Source organism: Altererythrobacter rubellus (genome assembly GCF_030284385.1).
Classification (GTDB): Bacteria; Pseudomonadota; Alphaproteobacteria; order Sphingomonadales; family Sphingomonadaceae; genus Erythrobacter; species Erythrobacter rubellus.
On the sequence record NZ_CP127221.1, the window covers coordinates 1,370,866 to 1,395,298 of the forward strand.

The 24,433-nt window shown below is 58.3% G+C and carries 21 protein-coding genes; 16 read left to right on the top strand and 5 right to left on the bottom strand.

Annotated features, from left to right (window positions below; genetic code table 11):
- Window positions 1–6 precede the first annotated feature (6 nt).
- The 4 genes from guaB to QQX03_RS06970 are packed head-to-tail and all read left to right on the top strand — an operon-like array spanning window position 7 to window position 3,904.
- Window positions 7–1,461 carry an IMP dehydrogenase gene (guaB, locus tag QQX03_RS06955; RefSeq protein ID WP_285975037.1) on the top strand — a complete coding sequence of 485 codons (1,455 nt, stop codon included), beginning with the start codon at window positions 7–9 and terminating at the stop codon, window positions 1,459–1,461.
- 9 nt (window positions 1,462–1,470) lie between these two features.
- Window positions 1,471–2,649, top strand: coding sequence for an RsmB/NOP family class I SAM-dependent RNA methyltransferase (locus QQX03_RS06960; protein WP_285975038.1), 1,179 nt, complete (start codon window positions 1,471–1,473; stop codon window positions 2,647–2,649).
- A 16-nt stretch (window positions 2,650–2,665) separates the two neighbouring features.
- Complete coding sequence (locus QQX03_RS06965; RefSeq protein ID WP_285975039.1) at window positions 2,666–3,208, top strand: tetratricopeptide repeat protein; 543 nt, start codon at window positions 2,666–2,668, stop codon at window positions 3,206–3,208.
- A gap of 15 nt (window positions 3,209–3,223) precedes the next feature.
- Window positions 3,224–3,904 (top strand): glutathione S-transferase family protein, encoded by a 681-nt coding sequence (locus tag QQX03_RS06970; RefSeq protein ID WP_285975040.1) that lies wholly within the window; start codon window positions 3,224–3,226, stop codon window positions 3,902–3,904.
- Here QQX03_RS06970 and QQX03_RS06975 read toward each other — a convergent pair.
- Both QQX03_RS06975 and QQX03_RS06980 read right to left on the bottom strand, forming a co-directional pair.
- On the bottom strand, window positions 3,901–4,374 hold the full coding sequence (locus QQX03_RS06975) for an RNA pyrophosphohydrolase (RefSeq protein WP_285975041.1): 474 nt from the start codon (window positions 4,372–4,374) through the stop codon (window positions 3,901–3,903). The genes QQX03_RS06970 and QQX03_RS06975 overlap by 4 nt on opposite strands.
- Window positions 4,371–5,333: an alpha/beta hydrolase gene (locus tag QQX03_RS06980; protein ID WP_285975042.1), complete on the bottom strand. Its 963-nt coding sequence runs from the start codon at window positions 5,331–5,333 to the stop codon at window positions 4,371–4,373. Before QQX03_RS06980 ends, QQX03_RS06975 begins: the two co-directional genes overlap by 4 nt.
- 174 nt (window positions 5,334–5,507) lie before the next feature.
- Between QQX03_RS06980 and QQX03_RS06985 the strand changes: the two genes are divergently transcribed.
- From QQX03_RS06985 to QQX03_RS07005, 5 genes are all read left to right on the top strand, one after another.
- Window positions 5,508–7,388, top strand: a complete 1,881-nt coding sequence (locus tag QQX03_RS06985; protein WP_285975043.1) for a 2-oxoacid:acceptor oxidoreductase subunit alpha — start codon at window positions 5,508–5,510, stop codon at window positions 7,386–7,388.
- A complete protein-coding gene (locus tag QQX03_RS06990) occupies window positions 7,385–8,434 on the top strand; it encodes a 2-oxoacid:ferredoxin oxidoreductase subunit beta (RefSeq protein WP_285975044.1) in 1,050 nt (349 codons plus the stop codon). Before QQX03_RS06985 ends, QQX03_RS06990 begins: the two co-directional genes overlap by 4 nt.
- Window positions 8,435–8,607: 173 nt before the next feature.
- A complete protein-coding gene (locus tag QQX03_RS06995) occupies window positions 8,608–9,579 on the top strand; it encodes a metal-dependent hydrolase (RefSeq protein WP_285975045.1) in 972 nt (323 codons plus the stop codon).
- Window positions 9,580–9,730: 151 nt separating this feature from the next.
- The gene (locus QQX03_RS07000; RefSeq protein ID WP_285975046.1) at window positions 9,731–11,125 is read left to right on the top strand and encodes a cryptochrome/photolyase family protein; all 1,395 of its coding nucleotides are present in this window, start codon (window positions 9,731–9,733) and stop codon (window positions 11,123–11,125) included.
- A 59-nt stretch (window positions 11,126–11,184) separates the two neighbouring features.
- Window positions 11,185–12,366: a serine hydrolase domain-containing protein gene (locus QQX03_RS07005; RefSeq protein WP_285975047.1), complete on the top strand. Its 1,182-nt coding sequence runs from the start codon at window positions 11,185–11,187 to the stop codon at window positions 12,364–12,366.
- Between the two features lie 38 nt (window positions 12,367–12,404).
- Here the strand turns inward: QQX03_RS07005 and QQX03_RS07010 are convergent, their stop codons facing one another.
- From QQX03_RS07010 to purF, 3 genes are all read right to left on the bottom strand, one after another.
- A complete protein-coding gene (locus tag QQX03_RS07010) occupies window positions 12,405–12,674 on the bottom strand; it encodes a PilZ domain-containing protein (RefSeq protein WP_349665830.1) in 270 nt (89 codons plus the stop codon).
- A 248-nt stretch (window positions 12,675–12,922) separates the two neighbouring features.
- On the bottom strand, window positions 12,923–13,642 hold the full coding sequence (locus QQX03_RS07015; RefSeq protein WP_285975048.1) for an SDR family NAD(P)-dependent oxidoreductase: 720 nt from the start codon (window positions 13,640–13,642) through the stop codon (window positions 12,923–12,925).
- A gap of 3 nt (window positions 13,643–13,645) precedes the next feature.
- Window positions 13,646–15,118 carry an amidophosphoribosyltransferase gene (gene purF / locus QQX03_RS07020; protein WP_285975049.1) on the bottom strand — a complete coding sequence of 491 codons (1,473 nt, stop codon included), beginning with the start codon at window positions 15,116–15,118 and terminating at the stop codon, window positions 13,646–13,648.
- Between the two features lie 215 nt (window positions 15,119–15,333).
- On the opposite strand from purF, the gene QQX03_RS07025 reads away from it, so the two are divergent.
- From QQX03_RS07025 to QQX03_RS07055, 7 genes are all read left to right on the top strand, one after another.
- Entirely contained in the window at window positions 15,334–16,575 is a 1,242-nt protein-coding gene (locus QQX03_RS07025) for a lipoprotein-releasing ABC transporter permease subunit (RefSeq protein ID WP_285975050.1), read from the top strand.
- On the top strand, window positions 16,568–17,278 hold the full coding sequence (locus QQX03_RS07030; RefSeq protein ID WP_285975051.1) for an ABC transporter ATP-binding protein: 711 nt from the start codon (window positions 16,568–16,570) through the stop codon (window positions 17,276–17,278). Before QQX03_RS07025 ends, QQX03_RS07030 begins: the two co-directional genes overlap by 8 nt.
- Before the next feature lie 103 nt (window positions 17,279–17,381).
- Window positions 17,382–17,915 (top strand): hypothetical protein, encoded by a 534-nt coding sequence (locus tag QQX03_RS07035; protein ID WP_285975052.1) that lies wholly within the window; start codon window positions 17,382–17,384, stop codon window positions 17,913–17,915.
- Entirely contained in the window at window positions 17,912–18,391 is a 480-nt protein-coding gene (locus QQX03_RS07040; protein WP_285975053.1) for a glutathione peroxidase, read from the top strand. The genes QQX03_RS07035 and QQX03_RS07040 overlap by 4 nt, the downstream gene beginning before the upstream one ends.
- 190 nt (window positions 18,392–18,581) lie before the next feature.
- Window positions 18,582–22,085: a DNA polymerase III subunit alpha gene (gene dnaE / locus QQX03_RS07045; RefSeq protein ID WP_285975054.1), complete on the top strand. Its 3,504-nt coding sequence runs from the start codon at window positions 18,582–18,584 to the stop codon at window positions 22,083–22,085.
- Between the two features lie 108 nt (window positions 22,086–22,193).
- Window positions 22,194–23,792, top strand: a complete 1,599-nt coding sequence (locus QQX03_RS07050; RefSeq protein WP_285975055.1) for a long-chain fatty acid--CoA ligase — start codon at window positions 22,194–22,196, stop codon at window positions 23,790–23,792.
- Between the two features lie 5 nt (window positions 23,793–23,797).
- Window positions 23,798–24,232: a DUF1330 domain-containing protein gene (locus QQX03_RS07055; protein ID WP_285975056.1), complete on the top strand. Its 435-nt coding sequence runs from the start codon at window positions 23,798–23,800 to the stop codon at window positions 24,230–24,232.
- Window positions 24,233–24,433: the final 201 nt, after the last annotated feature.

Sequence of the window (24,433 nt, forward strand, 5' to 3'; positions counted from 1 at the left end):
GCGCATATGGATATTCCCCTCGGCTTGACCTTTGACGACGTGCTCTTGCGCCCGGCCGAAAGCGATATCTTGCCATCAATGGCGAACACCGCGACGAAGCTGACCCGTGATATCTCGCTCAACATTCCGGTGATATCTTCCGCGATGGACACGGTTACCGAAGCTGACATGGCAATTGTCATGGCGCAGCTTGGCGGGATTGGTGTGTTGCATCGCAATCTCGATATTGCAGAGCAATGCGCTGCTGTCCGCACGGTAAAACGTTTCGAGAGCGGCATGGTCGTCAACCCGATTACGATCACACCGGATGCCACGCTGGGTGATGCACAGGCATTGATGGATCTGCACCGTATCAGCGGGATTCCGGTCACGGATGCTTCAAGCAAGCTGGTCGGTATTCTGACGAATCGCGACGTGCGCTTTGCCGAAAACCCCATGCAGCCTGTGCGCGAATTGATGACAACGGAAAATCTGGCGACTGTACCGCTCGGGACCGGACAAGAAGAAGCCCGCCGGCTGCTACATCAACGCCGGATCGAAAAACTGCTTGTTGTCGATGATGACGGGCATTGCGTGGGCCTGATTACAGTCAAAGACATCGAGAAAGCTGTCAATTATCCGCGCGCAACCAAGGATACAGCGGGCCGCCTGCGTGTGGCAGCGGCAACTACGGTTGGTGACAAGGGCTTTGAACGCACTGAAGCTTTGATCGACGCGGAAGTGGACGTGGTGGTGATCGACACCGCTCATGGCCATAACAAGGATGTCGCGCGCGCTGTTGAACGCGCCAAGAAACTTTCGAACTCGGTCCAGGTTATTGCAGGCAATGTCGCCACTGCAGAGGCCACTCGTGCGCTGGTCGACGCGGGTGCAGACGCAGTGAAGGTTGGCATTGGCCCCGGCTCGATCTGTACGACCCGCGTGGTTGCCGGTGTCGGTGTGCCTCAATTGACCGCGGTTATAGAAAGCGCGGCAGAAGCGGCCAAGTCAGGCATCCCAGTGATCGCCGATGGCGGACTGCGCACTTCGGGCGATGCAGCCAAGGCTCTGGCGGCAGGCGCTTCGACGGTGATGGTCGGTTCTATGCTGGCAGGAACCGCTGAAAGTCCCGGCGAAACCTTCCTGTACCAAGGGCGCAGCTACAAGGCCTATCGCGGCATGGGCAGCGTGGGGGCAATGGCACGCGGCAGCGCGGATCGCTATTTCCAGGCGGATGTCTCCGCGATGAAGCTGGTGCCAGAGGGCATTGAAGGCCAGGTGCCGTTCAAAGGCCCGGCCGCAGATGTGATTCACCAGCTGGTTGGCGGCGTGAAAGCTGCGATGGGCTACACCGGCTCTGCAACGATCGAAGACTTGCAGAAACGCGCGAAATTTGTGCGGATCACCGGTGCCGGACTTTCCGAAAGCCATGTCCACGATGTCGCGATCACCCGCGAAGCGCCGAACTATCCGACACGTTAGAGCCATACGATGACCCCCGCGGCACGTGTGCAAGCGGCAATCGAGCTGCTCGATCAAATCATCGATGCGGCGAAAAGCAAAGGTGCGCCCGCAGACCGCTTGATTGCAAACTATTTCAAGCAGCGTCGCTATGCCGGATCGAAGGATCGCCGCGCCGTGCGCGAGCTGGTTTATGCAGCAGTGCGGGCTTGCGGGCCCATTCCCGTTAGCGGACGGGCAGCGATGTTGCGTCTGGCAGAGCAAGACGACACGATCGCAGCATTGTTTGATGGCTCGGCACACGGAGCGGCGGCGATTGGCGATGAAGAGAAGCCAGCACCAGACGGTGTGGCGCCCGATTGGCTGACACAAGCTCTTACCGCGTCCGGGATCGATCAAAACGAGGCCGCCGCGCTGCTCGATCGCGCGCCGCTCGACATTCGCGTGAACACGCTCAAGGCAGACCGCTCAGGCATAGAACTTCCCGAGACCGGCGAGCCGCTCGCGGCATCGCAGGCTCTGCGTTTTTCAACCGGTACTTCGGTCGAGCAATGGCCGGCCTATCGCGATGGTCGGATCGAAGTGCAGGACCACGGCAGCCAGCTGGTGTGTGAGGCGTTTTCGGCCAGACCAGGCGAGACCGTGGTCGATCTGTGCGCCGGGGCAGGGGGAAAATCGCTCGCGCTAGCATCGGCCATGCAAAACCAGGGCCGCTTGCTGGCATGTGATACCAATCGCGGTCGATTGTCACGGCTTGCTCCGCGTGCGGAACGGGCAGGGGCTGGTCTGATCGAAACTCTGTTGCTCAATCCTGATCGCGAATTGGAAATGCTGGCTGAGTGGCGCGGTGTTGCCGATGCCGTGTTGGTGGATGCGCCGTGTTCGGGGACTGGCACATGGCGACGCAATCCAGAAGCACGCTGGCGCCTGGACGAGGGTGAATTAACCAGGCTCACTTTTCTGCAGGACCGGCTGATTGATATCGCAGCCGCGATGGTGAAACCGGGCGGCCGGATCGGTTTTGTCACATGCTCTTTGCTGGATGTCGAAGGGAAGGATCGGATCGCTGCGGCGCTGGAGCGGCATCCAAAGCTCAAACCGATCGACATCGCACTGCCGCTGGGTCGCGCGCATGGGGCGGGTGTTCGTCTTTCTCCTGCTCATGACGGCACTGATGGCTTTTTTGTCGCCATGCTGCGCGCCGGGTGATAGCCAGTAAGGCATCATGACTGTCGTTTCAGTCCCAGAACTGCGCAACAAATTCTCGCGAGCTGCCCGGTTGGGTCCTGCTTTTGCGGCGCTCTTTCTGGTTTTTGCATTGTCAAACAGCGTTGGCAGTTTGAGCAAGCCGCCGCCAGATCCCCGCGCGATGATGATGGTGCAGGAAGGTCAGCTGGCGTTGTCGCGCGGCGACACCGACGGCGCAATCGACGCGTTTGAGGCCGCGTTGGCACTCGATCCGGGCTTCGACGAGGCTTTCGTCGCGTTGGCCGATGCGACACGGGCGCAAGGTCTGACGGGTAAATCGATCGATTACTATCGCCGGGTTCTGGAAGGTGACCCGCGACATTTCGGAGCGCTGGCAGGAGAAGGACAAGCGCTTGCCCAAAAGGGCGCGCTGGCGAAGGCGCGGCGTAATCTGGCAGTTCTTCAGAGCCTGTGTGGCGTGAATTGCCCCGAAACAGTTGGTCTAAGGATGGCTATCAATGCCGGCCCGTCGGCCTCGTTGGCGGCGGAAGATGCCGGGGCGGCCCCTTTGAGCAATTAGACAGAAAGATCAAGGATGCTGACACTCCACCATCTTGAATATTCGCAAAGCTTCCGGATTCTCTGGCTGCTCGAGGCATTGAGTGCAGAGTACGAGCTAAAATCCTACAACCGCAATCCGGAGACCAATCTCGCCCCGGATGATTACAAGGCTCTGTCCCCGCTTGGCACAGCTCCGGTGATCACTGACGGTGAGGTGGTCCTTGCAGAGAGCAATGCGATCATAGACTACATTCTGGATTCCTATCCAGACAGCAAGTTGAACCCGAAACCTGGCCATAAGGATCGCGTAAGGCACCTGTTCTGGTACCATTCCTCACCCGGGTCACTCATGCCGCTGCAGAGTATAGAGATGGTGCTCGGATTGCTGGAAATGCGTTCGCCTTGGCCGATCAGCTCGCTTTTGAAGGCTGTGTTCGGTCAGGTTCGAAAGATGTTTCTGAACCCGCGCATGCAGGCGCTGCTGGGTGAGATGGAAAAGGACCTTGGTGCCCAGCCATACTTTGGCGGAGACAATTTGACCGCTGCTGACATCACGCTGGCCTATCCGATGTATGCGGCGCGCGATAAAGGCGCGTTCGAAGGCGGCTATCCCAACATCAATGCATGGTTTGGGCGGATTGAGGCGTTGGATTCGTTCAAGTCAGCACGCGCCAAGGACAATCGGGAGCGGATTGCATTTCGCTTTGCAAATTAGATCAGATCGCCGAACTCTCGCACTAAGGCGCGATAGACATCGCGTTTGAACGGTACGATCAGATCCGGCAATTGCGTCGGCTCAACCCATTGCCATTCAGCAAACTCGGGCGGGTCATGCGCCTCCAGATTGACATCATCGTCCGAGCCGGAAAACCGGCCCAGGAACCAATGTTGTTCCTGCCCGCGATACTTCCCGCCCCATAGTTTTCCGATCAGTTCATCGGGCAAATCATAGCGCAAGGGCTCACGCGTTTGCGCAATGATATCCACCAGATGTGTGCCGATCCCGGTCTCTTCATGAAGCTCGCGCAGCGCCGCTTCCCTTGTATCTTCGCCCGGGTCGATCCCGCCCTGCGGCATCTGCCATGCGCCCAGATGCTGCGAGTCGATCCGCTGCCCGACGAATACTTGGCCATGCTTGTTTGTGAGCATGAATCCGGCGCACAGCCGGTAAGCGGCCGCGCTCATGCAAAGGCTCCGAGCATCAGTTTCATTGCCGCAAACATGCGCTCCGTTTCATGCTGATAGCTTGGCACGGCCTGCCGCAGATTGGTAAAGCTATGCGTGCCGCCGCGCACTTCCAGATGGACATGATCGATCCCGGCCGCGCTCAACGCCGCGCCATAGTCGCGACCTGAATCGCGGATCGGATCGAGGCTGGCTGTGACAAGGACTGTTGGCGGTGCTGTGCTGTGGTCGCCCAGTATCGGTATCGCGCGCGGATCATTGCGGTCAGGCGCATAAGCGGCATCGAAAAATTCGACCGCACCCTTTGTCAAAACGAAGCCCTCTGCGAACTCCTCCAGACTGGCTGAGCCCATTGCATCGCTGGCGAGCGGGAAGATCGGCACTTGCAGCACAACGGGAACGTCTGCTGGCTTGGCCGCCAGTTGCTGGCTCACCACGATGGTCGCATTGCCGCCCGCGCTGTCACCGATCGGGATCAGGCCGGTTGCCTTGCGCCCTAATGCCTCAGGCGAAGTCGCAATCCAGCGCGTGGCTGCCTCGCAATCGTCAATCGCCGCGGGGAAGGGATGTTCGGGAGCGCGGCGATAATCGACCGCCACCACTGGCAAATCCATATGGTGCGCAATTTCAGTGCAAACGTTGTGGTGTGTATCCAGATCGCCAATGACAAAGCCGCCGCCGTGGTAGAATACGATGACGGGGCCAGGCTCTCTGGTGTCGCGAGCATCATACAGTCGCAATCCGATTTCGCCGCCCGAGGGATTGTCTGTACCGGGGTAACTCAGATCCTTGATGACCGCCAGATCGCGTGGCGGCGCATCCGCCATTCCATGCAGCGCCACATAGCTTGCGCGCGCTTCCTCAAGCGTCATTTCAGCAATTGGAACACCGCCCATAGCCGCAAGTCCATCGAGGAAAGCTTTCACATCGGGGCGGATAAAAGGTGTCTCTGCGGCCATTCAATGCTCTTTCTTGCTGTGCTTTTTGTCAGGTTAGAGGGGACAAACGCGCTTTTCCACTCAACACTTGTGCACATAGGAGAAAAACTTCATTGCGAGAGGAGAGGGCGGAGAATACTTGCCCGCTTCAATAGGGACTGCGCCGGATCTTGCGGCGCGTGACAAGGAACGCAGATGGCAAAGCAAGCCGTTGAAAAGCCGAATTCAGATTCTCAACAGCCTGACGCCGTGGTGGTCCGGTTTGCGGGTGATAGCGGCGACGGGATGCAGCTGACGGGCGGGCAGTTCACCTTATCCACCGCGCTGGCGGGCAATGATTTGGCGACGTTCCCGGACTTTCCAGCGGAAATCCGTGCGCCGCAGGGAACGTTGTTCGGTGTCTCGGCTTTTCAGATCAACTTCGGCAGTCGGGAGATCAACACCGCGGGTGACGCGCCCGATGTGCTGGTTGCGATGAACCCTGCTGCGCTCAAGGTAAATCTGTCAGCGCTCAAACCCGGCGGGTTGATCATCGCAGACACGGGTGAGTTCACGAAGCGTAATCTCGACAAGGCGAAATACGACCAAAGCCCGATCGATGATGGCAGTCTGGCCAAATATGACGTGCTGGCATTCGATATCAGCGCTTTGACGATCGAAGCGGTCAAGGAATTTGGCCTTGGCAACAAGGACGCACTGCGGTCCAAGAATATGTGGACGCTGGGCCTCGCGCTGTGGATGTTTGACCGTGATCGCGAACCGATCCGGGAATGGCTGCGCGCCAAGTTCAAGAGTAAGCCGGACATCGCAGGCGCCAATATCGCCGCGCTTGATGCAGGGCACGCCTATGGCGAAACGGCGGAACTTTCCGGCCCGCTCAAACAGCTGAATGTGCCTGCCACACCGAGCGCGCCGGGACTTTACCGTACCATCACCGGTGCGGAGTCGATCTCGCTCGGGCTGGTCGCGGGCGCGCAATTGGCGGAACTGCCGATGTTCTTCGGCGGCTATCCGATTACGCCGGCATCCGCGATCCTGCACCATCTGGCGCGGCTGAAGGAATACAACGTCACCACTTTCCAGGCGGAAGACGAGATCGCCGCGATCTGCGCAGCCATTGGCGCAAGCTATGCCGGATCGCTGGGCGTCACCAGCTCTTCTGGCCCGGGCATCGCGCTGAAAGGCGAAGCCATGGGGCTTGCAATCATGACCGAGCTGCCGCTGGTAATCGTAAATTCGCAGCGCGGCGGACCGTCAACAGGTCTGCCAACCAAGACTGAGCAGAGTGACCTCTACCAAGCGATTTATGGCCGCAATGGTGACGCGCCGATCCCGGTCGTATCAGCCAGCAGCCCGGGAGATGCGTTTGAATGCGCCATCGAGGCTTGCCGTATTGCCACCCAATATATGACGCCGGTCATGTTGCTGACCGATGGCTATATCGCCAATGCTGCGGAGCCATGGCTGGTGCCAGACCCGGCGAGCTTCACGCCGTTTCCGGCAAAGTTCCTCGATGCGAAGAACGGGCCTGCCAACGAGAATGGCGACGCCACTTTGTTGCCTTACAAGCGCGACGAAAATGGCGCACGCCCCTGGATCAAGCCGGGCACGCCCGATCTGATGCACCGCATCGGCGGGATCGAGAAAGCGGTTGATACCGGCCACATCGATTACTCGCCCGAAAACCACCAGGCGATGACTGACGCACGCCAACAAAAGGTGCTTGGTATCGAAGTCCCCGATCAGGAGGTTTGCCTCGGCGGCGAAGGTGGCAAGCTGGCCGTGGTGGGCTGGGGCAGTACCTATGGCCCGATCCATCAGGCGGTCGGCCGCATGCGCGCCAAGGGGCACGATGTCAGCCACATCCATGTGCGTCACGTCTGGCCATTGCCCGCAAACTTGGGCGATCTGCTGAAGAGTTATGACAAGGTGCTGGTGCCCGAAATGAACACCGGCCAGTTCAAGACTGTTCTGCGCGATCAATATCTGGTCGATGCGAAACCGCTCAACAAGACCAGCGGGCAGCCATTCTACATCCACGAACTCGAAGCCGCGATTGAGGAGGCCTTGGCATGAACGAGATGACCAAGATCGAGACCACGCTCAAGGATTGGGAAACCGATCAGGAAGTCCGCTGGTGCCCCGGCTGCGGGGACTATGCGATCCTGAAGGCGGTGCAGCGCACGCTGCCACAGCTGGGTGCGAACCCGTCCAACACCTGCTTCATCAGCGGGATCGGCTGCTCCAGCCGCTTCCCCTATTACATGGAAACTTACGGCTTCCACACCATCCACGGCCGTGCGCCGGCGATTGCGACGGGCGTGAAGCTTGCCAATCCCGATTTGGATGTTTGGCTGGTGACGGGCGACGGTGATGGACTTTCCATCGGCGGCAATCACATGCTGCATGTCCTGCGCCGCAATGTGAACATGCAGATCATGCTGTTCAATAACGAGATATACGGCCTGACCAAGGGGCAGGCATCCCCCACCAGCCGCGTTGGCACGCGCAGCCCGTCCACGCCAATCGGTTCCTATGATCGCCCAGCCAATCCTTGCGCCTTTGCATTAGGCGCGGGTGCGCGCTTTATCGGGCGCGGTTTCGATGTGTCCAAGAACCTGCCCGATGTACTGAAAGCAGCGCATGCGCACCAGGGCGCGGCCTTCATCGAGATTTTCCAGAATTGCATCGTTTACAACAAGGATGTGTTTGACGATTTCGCCGCGCCCAAAGGGGCGGGTGATCGCCAGCTGTGGCTGGAACATGGCAAGCCGATGCTGTTCGGCGATCCCAAGACAGGCTTTGAAAAGGGCATCGCGCTGGATCGCGATGCGTTGGAGCTCAAGGTGGTCGATGCGACGGAGGAAAATTGGGAGGAGGCGGGCGTGCTGGTGCATGATGCAACCAACCGCAGCGTTGCGCACATGCTGATTGAAATGCCATTTGGACCGTTCCCGATGGCGCTCGGCGTGCTCTATGACGATCCGCGCCCGACATTCGAAGCTGCCGTGGCCGATGAGCGCGCACGGGCGACTGTAGGCAAGCAGGCGAACCTCGCCAAGCTGCTGGGCTCGGGCCAGACCTGGACGGTGGATGACAAGGAAGGTCACACGACCGACTAGAGTTTCCTACGTAGTGTCTTTCACCCTATCAGGTGGAATGCGCTCTTTATCAGCCATTTTCGGGAAGCTATTGAATTTGTCGGATTTCCACCGAGAGTTTTTTGCGCCTAGGACAGTGTTCCATGTGTTCCATGCTGTAGGGTTTGAGCAGGGGCTAAGAGCGGAGAATTGGCTTGGATAATCTGACCCACTCGCTGGTTGGTGCGCTGCTGGGGCAGGCAGGGCTTAAGAAGAAGACCGGGCTCGCTATGCCCGCGCTGATCATCGGGGCGAACCTGCCCGATGTCGATGCGGCGTGCTTCTTCTGGTTGGAGGGGCAGGAACACCTCGGTTTCCGCCGCGGGATTACGCATGGCCCGCCCGCGATGGTGCTGTTGCCGCTGATCCTCGCGGGGCTGCTGTGGGGTTATGACCGCTGGCAAGCGAAGCGCGGAGCTCGGCCTGAAGGGCGATTGCGCGTGCATTTCGGATGGCTTTACGCGCTATCCTTTATCGGTTGCCTGACTCATCCGGCGCTCGATTGGCTCAATGTTTATGGTGTGCGGTTCCTCGAACCGTTTTCGAGCCAGTGGTTCTTCGGCGACACGCTGTTCATCATCGATGTGTGGCTATGGGCGCTGATGGGCTTCGCGACATGGTTCTCGCTGTGGCGGGAGAAGGCAGGCGGCGATTGGATGAAGCCGGCTCGCGTGGCGATAGCTGTGAGCCTGACGTATGTCGGGGTGAATGGGGTGATCAGTGAATTTGCACGCTCGACAGCTGGTGAAATGGTTTTTGTTAGATCCCAAGAAGCTATCGCATCTCCTGTTCCGCTTTGGTTCTGGCAACGCGAGATTCTGGCTCCGACCTTTAAGCATAAGCACAATTGGTTGGTCGCACACCATCCTCAGTCGATCTCGCATCGCGGAAGATTGCTTTCTGAGCATATCTGCGACTTCGATGCCGCTGTCTCTCAGACAGCGAGCAATTCGGAACTCGACGCCTTCCTCTTCTGGACCCGTGCGCCGTTTGCCGAACGGGCTGAAGACGGCTCGGTGCTGCTGCGCGATGCGCGGTTCTACGACCCGCTTGTGCGGGACCGTTTCTCGGTCGCGCTGCCCGATGTAAAGTGTGAACCATTGAATCAGGAACACTCAGGCGGCTAGTTTCGTTGCCATTCAAAGCCCCCTAACCTTCAGGGGAGGGGTTGGGGGAGGGGCCAGCCCAGACCGTTCTCCCCTCTCCAGGCTCCGCTAACTCCACTCGGAGCAAGCTTCGCTATCCTCTCCCCACATGGGGAGAGGGGAAAGAAAGAGAATGACTAAACCCCAAATCCTTTGGCTACGGCGCGATCTGCGCATGGCGGACAATCCCGCGCTCTATCACGCGGCGCAAGCAGGCCCGGTGATCGCGGTCTATGTACTCGATGACGAACGCGCCGGATTGCACAAATACGGCGGCGCAAGCCGCTGGTGGCTGCATCATTCGCTAGAAAGCTTGGCTAACAGCTTCGCCCAGCGCCACGCGAAGATCATCCTGCGGTGCGGCGATGCGGTGGAGGAACTCATCAAGATCGCTGAGGAGACGGGCGCAGAAACGATCCACGCCAACAGGCACTACGAACCGTGGTGGCGCAAGGCGCAGGGTGAGTTGAAAGAGCGGCTCGACCTCCAGCTCTACGACGCCAATTACCTGCTGCCACCCGGCGCTGTGACGACAGGCTCCGGCACGCCGTACAAGATCTACACGCCGTTTGCGAAGGCGACGCTGGAGATGCTGCCGCCACGTGATCTGTTGCCAGAGCCCGAAACGCTGTCATCGCCCGAAAACTGGCCCGCGAGCGATACGCTGAAGAGCTGGAACCTGCTGCCCACCAATCCCGATTGGGCAAGCGGCATGCGTGACTTCTGGGAAGTGGGCGAGAAGGCAGCGCAAGAACGGCTCGAATGGTGGGAAGACCACGCGGACGACTATGACGATGCGCGCAATTTGCCGAGTGTGGACAAGACCAGCCAGCTCTCGCCCTACCTCCACTTCGGAGAGATCAGCCCGGTGCAGGTCTGGCATGCATTGAAACACAAGCGATCCAAGAGTTGGAAGACCTATGAGAAAGAGCTGATCTGGCGCGATTATGCGCAGAATGCGATCTGCCAGTTTCCGGGCTATGCGCTCGACAATTACCGCACGGACTTTGACAACATCGTCTGGCGCGATCCGGAGACAGATGAAGCGGCCGCGCGCGATCTGAAAGCGTGGCAGCAGGGGCGCACCGGCTATCCGATCGTCGATGCAGGCATGCGGCAATTGTGGCAGACGGGCTGGATGCACAACCGTGTGCGGATGATCGCTGCGAGCTTACTGATCAAACATCTGCTGATCGACTGGCGCGTGGGCGAGCAATGGTTCTGGGATACGCTGGTCGATGCGGATTACGCTAGCAATGGCGCGAACTGGCAATGGGTCGCGGGCACAGGCGTAGACAGCAATATGTTCGTGCGGATCATGGCACCGCTCAGCCAGTCGGAGAAGTTCGATGCGGCGGGCTATATCCGCGAGTACGTGCCCGAACTGGCAGACTTAAGCGAGCCTTACATACATGATCCCGAAGAGCATGGCGTGCGCCCTTCGTCCTACCCTGCGAAGATTATCGCGCATAAGGAAGGGCGCGAGCGCGCGCTGGCGGCCTATCGCGACATGAAAGCGCAAAGCTAGGCTTGCTCCCGCGGATTGCTCTCCATAGGGTGTGCCGCAACGGAAGACAGGAGAGAATAATGCGGATTTGGCTCAGCAGTGCGGCAATGGCGCTGGCACTTACAGGATGTGTAGCGGGCTATAATGGCCCGGTCGAAACCGCGGCGGTGCAGGAAAACCCGGTTACGTTTGTCACCCCGCCAGAACGCGATCCGGCTGACCTGCAGGTTCTTTTCTGGAGCGATGAACAACGCAGCGCGCGTTTTCGCGATATGGAGAATTGGTTCGAAGGTCACGAAGTAAAGGGCGCTCTGGAACCGCGCCCATTGCCCGATGGTGCGCCGCTAGAAGATGCGCTGGCAGCTGAAATCCGCGGCGTGATGGATGCGACCAATGCCGCAGGGGTCATGGTGCTGCAGAACGGGCAGAAACGCTTTGAAAGTTATCGCCTTGGCTTTGGCCCCGAACAGCGCTGGACCAGTTTCTCTGTTGCAAAGAGCTTCACCTCGACGCTGCTGGGTGCAGCAATTCGGGATGGCTTCATTGGCAGTTTGCAGGACCCTGTGACCAAGTACATCCCTGAACTTGCGGGCTCGGCCTATGATGATGTGACAGTCGAGCAGCTTGCGACAATGACGTCAGGCGTCGCGTGGAACGAAGACTATACCGATCCTGACAGCGACGTGGCCAAGATGGCGAGCTTTGTGCTGGAATATGGCGAAGACGCGATGGTCGCGCAGATGAAGGACCTACCGCGCGAAGCGCCACCAGGTGAGAAATGGGTCTACAAGACCGGCGAGACCAATCTTATCGGTCTGGTGGTAGAGAATGCTGTAGGTCTTCCGCTAGCTGCCTACGCCAAGCAGAAGATCGTCATCCCGGCAGGGTTTGAAGCCGATATGTTCTGGATGAGCGACCCGCGCGGCGGCAGCATCGGTGGCTGCTGCTTGTCGATCCGCTTGGCTGATTATGCCCGCATGGGGCAATTTGCTCTGGAAGGCGGTAAGGGCGTCGTTCCTGATGGCTGGTTTGGCGATGCAGGGGATAGTAAAGTGGACTTCGAACGCCCGGGGTTCGGCTATGGCTATCAATGGTGGGTCTACGATGGCGGGTACGGTGCCCAGGGCATATTCGGTCAATCGATTACGATCATACCGGAGCAGGGCCTTGTGGTTGCGGTGGTCAGCAATTGGCCCACAGCTACCAGTAATGCACGAGGCGAATGGTATCAGTTGGTGCAAAAAATCGCCGCAGCTGAATAACTCAGCAACGGCGATCTTAGCTGCGGCCCGCAGTATGATTAAACGCTGCGGTAAGCGCCCATCTGCGCGTAACGCTGAATGATGTTGTCATGCACGATCGGGCTGAGCAGTTCGGTGAAGGCGCAGCCGACAATGCAGTTTTCCCACCATACAACCTGCGCCTGGAGCGATTCCAGGCCGGGCAGCGTCAGCCAGCAAACCTGGCCTTCATGCATCCGGTTGATCGCGGCGGCGGAGAAGCCGGAGATGGACAGGTCGTGCACCACGCTTGGGAAGGCGCAGCCACCCGATGCGCGCAGCGATAGCATTGGCTGGTCAGCTTCGTGCGTGGAGCGCAGCGATCTTCCTGCGCGGCGATTTCGTAGCGGTCTTGCGTTGTATGCATGCCCGAATTCCTTGAGTTCTAGCGTATCTTGCTCTCGAACCGGTGCTCGCTGATCTTGCGAACATGGCCTTAAGCTTCACACACGTTGACCGAGCGCGGTTTCCCATTTGTATAGGGAAGTGGTTAGCGGCGATTTAACCGAATGGTATTGCGCGGTAACAGGCGTACGATTTAGCCGTCAACGCGCTCGCGATGACCGGTCTCAAAACCTTCCTGGACTAGCTCGGCAATACGGGTCGCCACGACGTCAGGCTGCTTTACCGTTTCGGGATCTTCACCGGGATAGGCCTTGGCACGCATGCTGGTGCGCGTGGCACCGGGATCGACAATCGCAACGCGGATATTAGCAATCTTTTCAACTTCTTGCCCGTAAGAGCTAAGAATATTATCAAAGGCAGCCTTGGATGCGCCATATGCGCTCCAATAGGCTCGGGGGCCGGCGCCCACGCTGCTTGTGAGCCCGATAATGCGGGCCGCCTCTGAACGTTTGAGCATGGGGTCGAACGCGGACAACAAGGCCTGCGTCGCCAAGACATTGAGATTCAACGCCTGATTAAACTGCTTCGGATCGATCTGCGTGACGGGCGTCAAAGTTGGCAGATAGGCGGCAGATAGCACCATGATATCGAGCACATCCCATCGGCTTGAAACTGCCTGGGCCAGACGCGCTATCGATTCGGGCTCGGTCAGATCGAGCGGGGCGATGGTGGAAGTACCGCCTTCCGCGTGAATTTCGTCTTCTACCGCTTCGAGCGCTTTGACGTCGCGAGCGACCAGCACCACGTGAGCCCCCTGGGAAGCAAGCGTTCTTGCAGTTGCAGCGCCTATTCCTTTGCTTGCGCCGGTGACAAGCGCGAGCTTGCCCTCAAGTGGTTTGTTGCCGTCTGTCATGGCTCAAGCTGCCTTGTGATCTGCGAATGTTAATTGAGCGTCGTCGCTGTCCTTGGCATTCAGGTCTGTCAGCGAGGTTGGATAATCGCCCGTAAAGCATGCATCGCAAAACTGCGGACAGTTGTTCTCGCGGTGGTCAGCGCCGACGGCACGATACAGGCCGTCGATAGACACGAATGCCAGGCTATCTGCCTTGATGTATTCGCGCATGGGCTCAACGTCCATCCGGGCGGCGAGCAGTTTCTCACGCTCCGGCGTATCGACACCGTAGAAACAGCTATGCGCCGTGGGTGGGCTGGCAACGCGGAAGTGTACTTCGCTGGCGCCTGCTTCGCGCATCATCTCGACGATCTTCATCGAAGTAGTGCCGCGGACTATTGAATCGTCGATCAGCACGATCCGCTTGCCTTCAACAAGACCGCGATTGGCGTTGTGCTTGCGCTTAACGCCGGAATGACGCGCTGTGTCCGAAGGCTGGATGAATGTTCGCCCGACATAGTGTGAACGGATAATGCCCAGCTCAAACGGTACGCCCGACTCCTGAGCATAGCCAATGGCTGCGGGCACGCCGCTGTCCGGTACGGGCACGACCAGATCAGCGTCGACCGGGCTTTCGATAGCTAATTGCTGTCCAATCGCCTTGCGTGCTTCATAGACTGATTGACCCGCGAAGAATGAATCCGGTCTGCTGAAATAGACATGCTCGAAGATGCATGGTCGCGAACTGTGATTGCCGAAGGGGCGCAATGTTTCGATCTTGCCTTCGAAATCGACACGGATCAGTTCGCCTGGCTCGACTTCCCGGGTAAATTCTGCGCCGACGACATCGAACGCGACGGTTTCGCTGGCAAAGACAACTGCATCGCCCATTTTTCCCATTACAAGCGGGCGAATGCCGAGCGGATCGCGGCATGCGATCATGCCTTCAGGTGTCATAACTACGAGCGCGTAGGCCCCCTCGACCAGACGCAGCGCGTCAACCAGCCGGTCGACCATAGTTGGATAACGGCTGGTTGCGACGAGGTGGATGATCACTTCGGTGTCGGATGTGGATTGGAAAATCGCGCCATTCTGAACCAGTTCGGCGCGAAGCTTCTGCGAATTCGAGATGTTGCCATTGTGCGCGACTGCAAAACCGCCGCTGGCGAGGTCTGCATAGAGTGGCTGTACGTTGCGCAGGCCCGCACCGCCGGTCGTGGAATAGCGCACATGCCCAGCGGCCATATAGCCGGGCAGTTCCGCGATGGCTTCCGGCGAGGAGAAATTCTCTGCGACATGGCCAAGCCCGCGGCGAGAGAAGAACTCCTTGCCGTCATAGCTGGTGATGCCGGCCGCCTCTTGCCCGCGGTGCTGCAAGGCATGCAGCCCCAAAGCGGTCGCCGCAGAAGCGTCAGATGCGTTGATAGCGCCAAACACGCCACATTCCTCGCGCAGCTTGTCGCCAAATTCGTCGAGGAAAGGATTAGTCCAGTTCATGCTGAGCCTGCCCGCTAGCGCCGCGTGTTACCGTCGCCGCGTCAATGGCGATGTTACAGCAGGATTACAAGGGCGATAGCGGCAGTGTCACAAGCTTTTGACCGGGAAAGACGCAAGTTGTTCCATTGCCTTGCGCTGCAGCGCGCCCTAAATCCTGCGTTCAGCCAGGCTCGGCCAGTTCAGGTCAGTCACTTTCTCGAGGGCCCAGATAGACCGTGATCCTCTCTCCATTCGAATGGATGATTGCCAAACGATACCTTTTGCCGGGCAAGGGGGAAGCGTTCATTGCGCTGGTTGCCGGTATCTCGGTTGGGGTTGTCATGCTCAGCGTTGCCATGCTGGTGGTGGTGATGAGCGTGATGAACGGTTTCCGCGCTGAATTGCTCGACAAAATTGTTGGCTTGAACGGCCACGCGGTGGTGCAGGCCTATGGCGGACGGCTTTCGAACTGGGAAGAAGTCCTGCGCGAGGTTGAAGCAACCCCTGATGTGGTGGAAGCAAACCCGCTGATCGAACAACCGCTGCTGACGACATTTAACGGACGCGTCGAGGGCATATTTGTGCGCGGGCAGACGCAGGATGATCTGGCCAGCATGGCTGACAAGGTACTGCTGGGCAATATCGGAGAGCTTCAGCCTGATGCCAGCAAGGTAGCGATTGGCTCTCGCCTTGCGCAGAACATCGGCGCGCGGGTGGGAGACACTATCACGATCATCAACCCGCAGGGCCGCACGACTCCATTTGGCACGACCATGCGCCAGGTGGGGTATGAAGTGTCAGCGATTTTCGAGGTGGGTATCTTCGATTTTGACGAGAAGTTCGTGATGATGCCCATGTCCGATGCGCAAACGTTGCTGTTGATGGGCGACAGTGTGGGGCAGATCGAAATTAAAGTGACTGACCCTGACAAGGTTGGAGAGATACTGGCACCAGTACAGGAAAAGCTCGCTGGACGCGCGGTGATTGCCGACTGGAAAACGATGAATGCAACGCTTTTCGAAGCGCTTCAGGTAGAGCGCGTCGCAATGTTTTTTGCATTGAGTTTCATGGTTTTGGTTGCAGCATTTAATATTCTGTCGAGTCTTGTCATGCTGGTGCGTGCGAAGACGCGTGATATTGCGATCATGCGGACAATGGGCGCAACTCGCAAAAGCCTGACCAAGATTTTTGTAACAACTGGATTTACCGTCGGAGCACTCGGCACAATCGCTGGACTGGGGCTCGGATTCGTCGTGCTTTACTTCAGGGAGCCAATTGTTTCCTTCATTGCTTTTGTCACAGGGCAGGAGATTTGGGACCCTGAAGTGCGGTTCCTTTCGACATTGCCCTCGCGCACGGACCCCGTTGAGATCGCAGGTATAGTTGCACTCGCCTTGATCTTGAGTTTCCTGGCCACCCTCTACCCGGCGCTCAAAGCTGCAAGCACTGACCCTGTGGAGGTGCTGCGTTATGAGTGATGTCCTGCATACAACCGCAGCCGACGAGGAGAAGAAGCCGGTTGTCAAACTCCGCGGACTCAAGCGAAGCTTCAAGCAGGGCGATACTGTAATCGAAGTACTGCGCGGTGCGGATCTTGATATCAGGCCGGGCGAGATCGTCGCTTTGCTTGGGCCGTCCGGAACGGGTAAATCGACCATGTTGCAAGCTGTTGGCCTGCTCGAAGGTGGTTTCGAAGGCTCGATCCAGATCGCGGGCAAGGAAGCAGCAACGATGCAAACCGATGAGCGCACCAGCTTGCGGCGCGACCATCTGGGCTTTGTCTATCAATTCCACCATTTATTGCCCGATTTCAACGCGCGCGAGAATGTTGTGATGCCGCAGATGATCGCCGGAGTGGATCGCGAATTTGCAGAAGCACGTTCAGAAGAGCTGCTGACCGCGTTGGGTCTAGGTCACCGGATGGATCACCGCCCGAGCCAGCTTTCTGGCGGCGAGCAACAGCGCGTCGCTGTGGCGCGTGCCCTGGCTAATCGCCCCATGCTGGTTTTGGCTGACGAGCCTACAGGAAATCTGGACGAGCACACGGCTGAGCGGGTGCTAGCCGAGTTCCTTTCGCTGGTGCGTGGCGAGGGCAGCGCGGCGCTGGTCGCGACGCACAATGAACGGCTTGCCAGCAAAATGAACCGTGTGGTGCGTTTGCACGACGGAATGCTAACTTAACAGCTCGCCGACATTGGCAGAGGCGCGTTGGCGTCTGATGGATGCGGCTTTGACGGCAGGCTCTATCTGGCGTCTTCTCCCCACAAACAACGGGGGGAATTTCATGCTTACATCGCTTATCGCCGCATTGCTGCTGCAGTCAGCACCTGAACCCGGCGCGCAGCAACCATCGCCGCCACCATCCCCACCAGCTTGCGACAGCGAAGGGCATGCGGGGTTTGATTTCTGGCTGGGTGAATGGGTTGTCTATCAAACCGGGGGGGATGCCAAGGTCGCCGACAGCCGGATAGAGCGCAAGCACAATGGTTGCGCTGTGATTGAAAGCTGGATGCCATTGCGCGGGGCCGGCGGAACCAGCCTTAATCACTGGGACACCAACGCCGGCGTGTGGCGACAGAAATGGGTTGGCTCTTCACCGGGCGCGGTAGAGTTCACCGGCGGCGTAACTGAAGGCAAAATGGTGCTGACCGGGATCTGGCCATCGCCGGGCGCCCCGCACACGCTTGTGCGGATGAGCTACACGGCAAATGAAGATGGATCGATGCGACAGTTCGGAGAATCCTCGACGGACCATGGTGTTTCGTGGCAAAGCGCATTCGACTTTACCTATCGCCCGAAAGAGGACGCACCAGAATGACCACGATTGCCGATTTTACCGTTACCACCAACCGCGGTGAAGAGCTCGATCTTGCAACAAAGAAGGGCAAGGTGCTGCTGGTCGTAAACACCGCCAGCAAGTGCGGCTTTACCCCGCAATATGACGGCTTGGAAAAGGTCTTCCAGAAGTACAAGGATCAGGGTTTCGAAGTGCTTGGCTTCCCCTGCAACCAGTTCGGCGCGCAGGAACCCGGCAATGCCGACGAGATCCAGGAATTCTGCAAGGTGAACTTTGGCGTCACTTTTCCGCTGATGCAGAAGGTTGACGTCAATGGGCCGGATGCCTCGCCGCTGTATGACTGGATGAAGGGTGAAGCGAAGGGTCTGATGGGCTCAACCGGCATCAAATGGAACTTCACCAAATTCCTGATCGACCGCGAAGGCAATGTGGTGAAGCGCTATGCCCCGACCGACAAGCCGGAGCGGATCGCGAAGGATATCGAAAAACTGCTGTGATGTTGGTTTAGCGTGGCGGCTCTGGGTTAGCTTCCGGACAAAAGCGGACAGACCGCTAACGACCCAATTGCGGACATTGGTCGGTGAAATTGGGTCGTTTCGGATCAGCCATTCGTTCAGTCAGTCCACTTGTGGAGAATTAACGCGGTTCGGTGCTTCCGAATCGCGCAGCACTTCCTAAAGTAGCGACATGGCTTTCGCTCCGTTTGTTCCGCTGCGTGTGCAATCTTCATACTCGATGCTTGAAGGGGCCATCGAGCCCAAGGCGATTGCCAAGCTTGCGAAGGAACGCGGCTTTCCCGCTATCGCCATCTGTGACCGCAACGGTCTGTATGGGACGGTCGCCTTTGCGGGCGCATGCATTGATGAAGGCGTTCAGCCAATCATTGGCACTTTGCTGGGTATCGCGCGTGACGAGGAAGGGCGTCAGGTCGATTATCTGCCACTCCTTTCGCAGGATGAGGCGGGCTATGACAATCTGTGCCACCTGGTCTCCAAAGCGCATCTGGATCGGCCACTCGAATTTGAACCTCATGTGCAGCTGAGCGAGCTTGAAGGGCACACAGAGGGGCTGATCGCGCTGACCGGTGCGGGTGAGGGCGCGCTGACCCGTTTGCTGGCTGAGGGGCAGAGAGATCATGCCGAAGCACTCATTGCCAGGCTCGAAGCGCTGTTCCCTGAAAGGCTCTACATCGAGATGGCCCGGCATTCCGATCCGGTCTGTATTGCGGCAGAAGAAGCCCTGTTGGATATGGCCTATGCGCGCGATCTGCCGCTGGTGGCCAGCAACCCTGCGCAATATGCCGAGCCGCATTTCTACAAGGCGCATGACGCCATGCTGTGCATTGCCAATTCATCGCATATCGATGCCGAAGATCGCCCGCACACCAATCGGGAGGCATGGGTCAAATCTGCGCCGATGATGGAAGAGCTGTTTGCGGACTTGCCGGAAGCGATCGCGAACACGATGGTGATTGCACAACGTTGCGCGGTGATGCCACCGGATCGCAAGCCGATCTTGCCCAGTCTTGCGGGTGATCTGGAAGGTGAAGCGAGAATGCTCGCCGAAGATGCGCGCAAAGGTTTGGAAGCGCGGCTCGGGCCCTATGGCCCGTTATCAGAGGAAGAACGCAAGGTCTATTTTGACCGGCTGGATTACGAGGTCGAGATCATTGTCGGGATGGGCTTCCCCGGCTACTTCCTGATCGTTGCGGACTTCATCAAATGGGCCAAGGATAACGGTATTCCGGTGGGGCCAGGCCGCGGCTCCGGTGCCGGTTCGCTTGCCGCTTGGGCTCTCACGATTACAGACTTGGACCCGATCAAGCTGGGTCTGCTTTTCGAGCGCTTCCTGAACCCCGAACGCGTCTCCATGCCGGACTTCGATATCGATTTCTGCGAAACACGGCGCGGCGAAGTGATCCGCTATGTCCAAGCCAAATACGGGTATGATCACGTGGCGCAGATCATCACATTCGGTAAAATGAAAGCGAGGGCGGTGCTGCGCGATTGCGGGCGTATTCTGCAAATGCCCTATGGCCAGGTGGACCGGCTGTGCAAGATGATCCCGAACCATCCGACGGATCCGTGGACGCTGCCGCGCGCGCTCAATGGCGCGGCGGATTTCAAGCGCGAATACGATAACGACAATGAAGTAAAGGCGCTGGTCGATCTGGCGCTGGAGCTCGAAGGGCTACCGCGAAACAGTTCGACCCACGCCGCTGGAGTGGTGATCGGCGACCGACCGCTGGCGCAACTGGTGCCGCTGTACCGAGATCCGCGTTCGGATATGCCGGTGACCCAGCTCGATATGAAATATGTCGAGAGCAGCGGCCTGGTGAAATTCGACTTCCTCGGCCTCAAAACGCTGTCGGTGCTGCGCAAAGCGGTTGATCTGCTGGAGAAGCGCGGGGTCGAGATCGATCTCGGCGCGCTCGAGTGGGACGATACGGCGGTTTATGACCTGCTCCAGTCAGGCAACACCGTGGGTGTGTTCCAGCTGGAATCCGAAGGTATGCGGCGCACACTCGCGGCAGTGAAGCCAACCAACTTCGGCGACATCATCGCGCTCGTTTCGCTTTATCGTCCGGGCCCGATGGACAACATCCCGCTGTTCGGAAAACGCAAGAATGGCGAAGCCGAAATCGAATATCCGCACCCCAAGCTGGAAGGCATTCTGGCCGAAACTTACGGCATCTTCGTCTATCAGGAACAGGTGATGCAGGCCGCGCAGATTCTAGCGGGATATTCGCTGGGTGATGCGGACTTGCTGCGCCGCGCGATGGGTAAGAAGAAGCAGTCCGAGATGGACGCGCAGCGCCAGCGTTTCATCGATGGCTGCAAGGAAGTTTCAGGCATTGATAAGCAGCAGGCCAACGAACTGTTCGACTTGATCGACAAGTTCGCTGGCTATGGTTTCAACAAATCGCACGCAGCCGCTTACGCGCTGCTGGCGTATCAGACCGCGTGGTTGAAGGCGCATTACCCGGAAGAGTTCTTCGCCGCCTCGATGTGCTTTGACATGCACCATTCTGAAAAGTTGGCCGTCTTTGTAGATGATGCGCGGCGATATCCGGGCAGCGATGGCGGGGTCGAAGTTCTGCCACCTTCGATCAACCATTCCGAGGCGCGTTTCAGGGTCGAACAGACCGATAGAGGTTACGGAGTGCGGTATGCCCTCGCGGGCATCCGCAATGTCGGTGACAAGGCGATGGATGCGATCGTCTCTGAGCGCGAAGGCTCTGGCCCGTTCACCAGCCTGAAGGACTTCTTCGAACGAATCCCCAAGGGTTCAATGAACTCGCGGCAGTTGGAGGGCTTGGTCGCTGCGGGCGCGCTTGATTGCCTGGATGAGAACCGCGGGAAGCTGTTTGCCAATATCGACATGCTCCTGGCCGTTGCCGATGCGGCAGAGAGAGAGCGGTCGAGTGGGCAGGCGGCATTGTTCGGCGGCGAGGATGCCGCGGATGAGGACTTGCGGCTTCAGGAAGCCGAAGCGTGGTCTCGTACCGAGCAGATGGCCAAAGAGCGCGAGAATTTCGGCTTCTATTTCTCCGCTCATCCCGTCCAGCAATATTGGCATCTTGCATCTGCCAATGGCGCGCGCAGCTATCAATCGATCATGGAGGCCGGCGCACCTGCCGGGGGGCGTTCACCAGCCGTCTTGGCGGCGATGGTGGAAGGCTTCAGTAAGGGCCGCACCAAGCGCGGCGCAGACTTTATCCGAGGCGACTTTTCCGATTCGTCCGGGCAGTTCAGCGCGGCATGCTTCGAAGAAAGCCTGGTGCCTCAGTTCGAGAAATGGGCAGCTGAAGGCACTTGCATCTTGCTCAATGTCGAACTGGACTCGCCCAATCCAAGTGAACCGCCGCGCGTAACGGTGCGGGGTGCACGGCCGCTAGATGAAGTTCGGGGCGGCAAGCGCATGCGATTGATGCTTGATGTACTCAGCCTGGAAGCGCTCGCTGATCTGCGGCTGGAGCTGGTCCCGGCGTCCGAAGGCAGCAATACGTCGATGGGTGGTGAAGTGATCGTCCGGGTCCTGCTGGACGCGGGTGAGTATGTCACCATCATTCTAGGCGAGGATTTTGCGCTGGATGGCGAACTGGCTGAGCGGTTGGGTGCGGTCGAAGGCATCGGCAATGTCCAGCTTCAACCATTGCGCGGCCGTGCGAATTTGAGATTGGTTGCCTGACGATCGGCTTGAAAGCTCATTCATCGGCCAATTTTGAACGATTGCAAAGCACATCCGGTCTCGGCATGACAGTTTCAAACGAGGATTTCAATTGAGGAGAGAGACCTGATGCTCGGAGCCATGCAAGATTGGACCATGCGGATCACCCATGTGATCGATCACGCAGCACGCGAGGCGGGAATGCGCGAGATCGTGACACGTTGGGCCGACGGCAGCGAGACGCGCACAAACTGGGCCGGAATTCGCGCAGATGCGTTGAAAATGGCGCAGGCTCTCCAGGCATTAGGCCTCAGGAAAGGTGACAAGGTTGCCAGCCTTGCGATGAACCATTCACGCCATCTGGTCAGCTGGTATGGCGTTGCGGGGATGGGCGGGGTGCTTCACACAGTGAACCCGCGCCTGTTCGATGACCAGCTCGAATACATCGTCAATCACGCCGAAGATAAGGTGCTTTGCTACGATGCGGCGTTCCAGCCGATTGTGGACCGGATGAAAGAGCGCTGGACCACAGTCGAGCATTACATCTGCTATGACAGCGGTGAGCATTCTCCCGCGTTTGAGGACTGGATTGGTGAGCATGACGGAGACTTCGAATGGGTTACCGGTGCGGAGACTGATCCGTGCATGATTTGCTACACATCCGGCACCACCGGAAATCCCAAGGGCGTGCAGTATGAGCATCGCTCAACACTGATGCACGCATTGGCGGGCTTGCAGCCTGCCGCGTTCAACTTCAGCAGCGCCTCTTGCATGCTTCCGGTCGTCCCCATGTTTCATGCGGCCAGCTGGGGCTTGCCCTATGCAGGCGCGATGGCAGGGATCAAATTCGTGTTCAGCGCGGTGAATGATCCGGCGGTGCTGCATGATTTGATGATCCGCGAGAAAGTAACCGACAGCGCTGGCGTGCCCACCGTGTGGCTCGCCCATTTCCAATATTGCGACAAAGAGGGGATTGATCTGCCGCCGCTGAAGGCTGCGACTATTGGCGGATCGGCTTGCCCGCGCTTCATGATCGAGCGCCTGATGAAGAACGGCACTCGCGTGCAGCACGCCTGGGGCATGACTGAAACCTCACCCATCGGTACAGTCGGCGGCCCAACATGGGATTGGGACGAACTTAGCTTTGAGGAGAAAGTCGACAAGACCGCAATGCAAGGTCGCCCGGTTTTCGGAGTAGAGCTGCGCATTGTTGATCTTGATGACATGATGACCGAACTGCCCCGCGATGGGAAGACTTCCGGTGCATTGCAAATTCGTGGACCATGGATCATTAAGCGCTATCTCAAGGCCGAGCAGGATGCGGCGAACCAGGATGGCTGGTTCGACACCGGTGACGTTGGCATCATCCATCCGGACGGTACGCTGCAGCTGACGGACCGGACAAAGGACGTGATCAAATCTGGCGGCGAGTGGATCAGTTCGGTCGAGCTGGAAAATGCAGCTGTTGGCCATTCAGGCGTTGCAGAGGCAGCATGCGTTGGCATGCCGCACCCGAAATGGGACGAACGGCCCGTCCTGTTCGTGGTCAAAGGCGAAGGGTCCGATGTCACGAAGGAGGATATCCTCAAGCATCTTGAACCGCAGATTGCTAAGTGGTGGATGCCCGATGCGATCGAGTTTGTGGATGAAATTCCCCACACGGCAACCGGCAAGATTTCAAAGAAAGACCTGCGTGATCGGTTCGCCGATTATAAGCTGGAGGGGTGAACAGCATGAGCGAAGTCTACATCGATCCATCGCCCACCAATTTTCAGGCATTCAAGGATCTGCCGCGCGACGAGCCGATCCATATGCTCAACTTGCTGCTCTACCGTCACCTTGCCAAATACCCTGAAGGACACGAGCATCACGGGAACGGCTGGAGCGGGAGGCGCGCCTATGAGGAATACGGCAAAACGTCCGGCCCGATCTTTCGCCGGGTCGGCGGAGAGATCGTGTGGCGGGGCGCATTTCAGACGATGGTGACAGGCCTCGATACCCGCAAATGGCACGATGGCTTTGTTGCACATTATCCCAATTCAGGCGCGTTCTTTGAGATGATCAAGGATGCGGATTACCAGAAAGCCGTGGTGAACCGCACCGCGGCGCTGGTCGACAGCCGCCTCATCCGCTTCAAGCCGTTAATGGTGGGCGCGGCCTTCGGGTGATTCGTTCGCTGCGGCCAAGACTAACAACGTTTGTCCACTATCGACACGTTTAGTTTTGAAATGCAAAGATAGTTGTCTCGCCGATTGTAAGGTTTAAGTGCAACGCCCAACATGCTCATGCGCCCCGAAAAGCTTGATCCGTTTCGTATCGAGTATGTTGCTTACTTATTAGAGCGGTTCATTATCAGCTGGTATTTTTTC

Coding starts and splice junctions, on each gene's coding strand:
- guaB (WP_285975037.1), top strand. CDS start 7: ATGGATATTCCCCTCGGCTTGACCTTTGACGACGTGCTCTTGCGCCCG.
- QQX03_RS06960 (WP_285975038.1), top strand. CDS start 1,471: ATGACCCCCGCGGCACGTGTGCAAGCGGCAATCGAGCTGCTCGATCAA.
- QQX03_RS06965 (WP_285975039.1), top strand. CDS start 2,666: ATGACTGTCGTTTCAGTCCCAGAACTGCGCAACAAATTCTCGCGAGCT.
- QQX03_RS06970 (WP_285975040.1), top strand. CDS start 3,224: ATGCTGACACTCCACCATCTTGAATATTCGCAAAGCTTCCGGATTCTC.
- QQX03_RS06975 (WP_285975041.1), bottom strand. CDS start 4,374: ATGAGCGCGGCCGCTTACCGGCTGTGCGCCGGATTCATGCTCACAAAC.
- QQX03_RS06980 (WP_285975042.1), bottom strand. CDS start 5,333: ATGGCCGCAGAGACACCTTTTATCCGCCCCGATGTGAAAGCTTTCCTC.
- QQX03_RS06985 (WP_285975043.1), top strand. CDS start 5,508: ATGGCAAAGCAAGCCGTTGAAAAGCCGAATTCAGATTCTCAACAGCCT.
- QQX03_RS06990 (WP_285975044.1), top strand. CDS start 7,385: ATGAACGAGATGACCAAGATCGAGACCACGCTCAAGGATTGGGAAACC.
- QQX03_RS07000 (WP_285975046.1), top strand. CDS start 9,731: ATGACTAAACCCCAAATCCTTTGGCTACGGCGCGATCTGCGCATGGCG.
- QQX03_RS07005 (WP_285975047.1), top strand. CDS start 11,185: ATGCGGATTTGGCTCAGCAGTGCGGCAATGGCGCTGGCACTTACAGGA.
- QQX03_RS07010 (WP_349665830.1), bottom strand. CDS start 12,674: ATGCTATCGCTGCGCGCATCGGGTGGCTGCGCCTTCCCAAGCGTGGTG.
- QQX03_RS07015 (WP_285975048.1), bottom strand. CDS start 13,642: ATGACAGACGGCAACAAACCACTTGAGGGCAAGCTCGCGCTTGTCACC.
- purF (WP_285975049.1), bottom strand. CDS start 15,118: ATGAACTGGACTAATCCTTTCCTCGACGAATTTGGCGACAAGCTGCGC.
- QQX03_RS07030 (WP_285975051.1), top strand. CDS start 16,568: ATGAGTGATGTCCTGCATACAACCGCAGCCGACGAGGAGAAGAAGCCG.
- QQX03_RS07035 (WP_285975052.1), top strand. CDS start 17,382: ATGCTTACATCGCTTATCGCCGCATTGCTGCTGCAGTCAGCACCTGAA.
- QQX03_RS07040 (WP_285975053.1), top strand. CDS start 17,912: ATGACCACGATTGCCGATTTTACCGTTACCACCAACCGCGGTGAAGAG.
- dnaE (WP_285975054.1), top strand. CDS start 18,582: ATGGCTTTCGCTCCGTTTGTTCCGCTGCGTGTGCAATCTTCATACTCG.
- QQX03_RS07050 (WP_285975055.1), top strand. CDS start 22,194: ATGCTCGGAGCCATGCAAGATTGGACCATGCGGATCACCCATGTGATC.
- QQX03_RS07055 (WP_285975056.1), top strand. CDS start 23,798: ATGAGCGAAGTCTACATCGATCCATCGCCCACCAATTTTCAGGCATTC.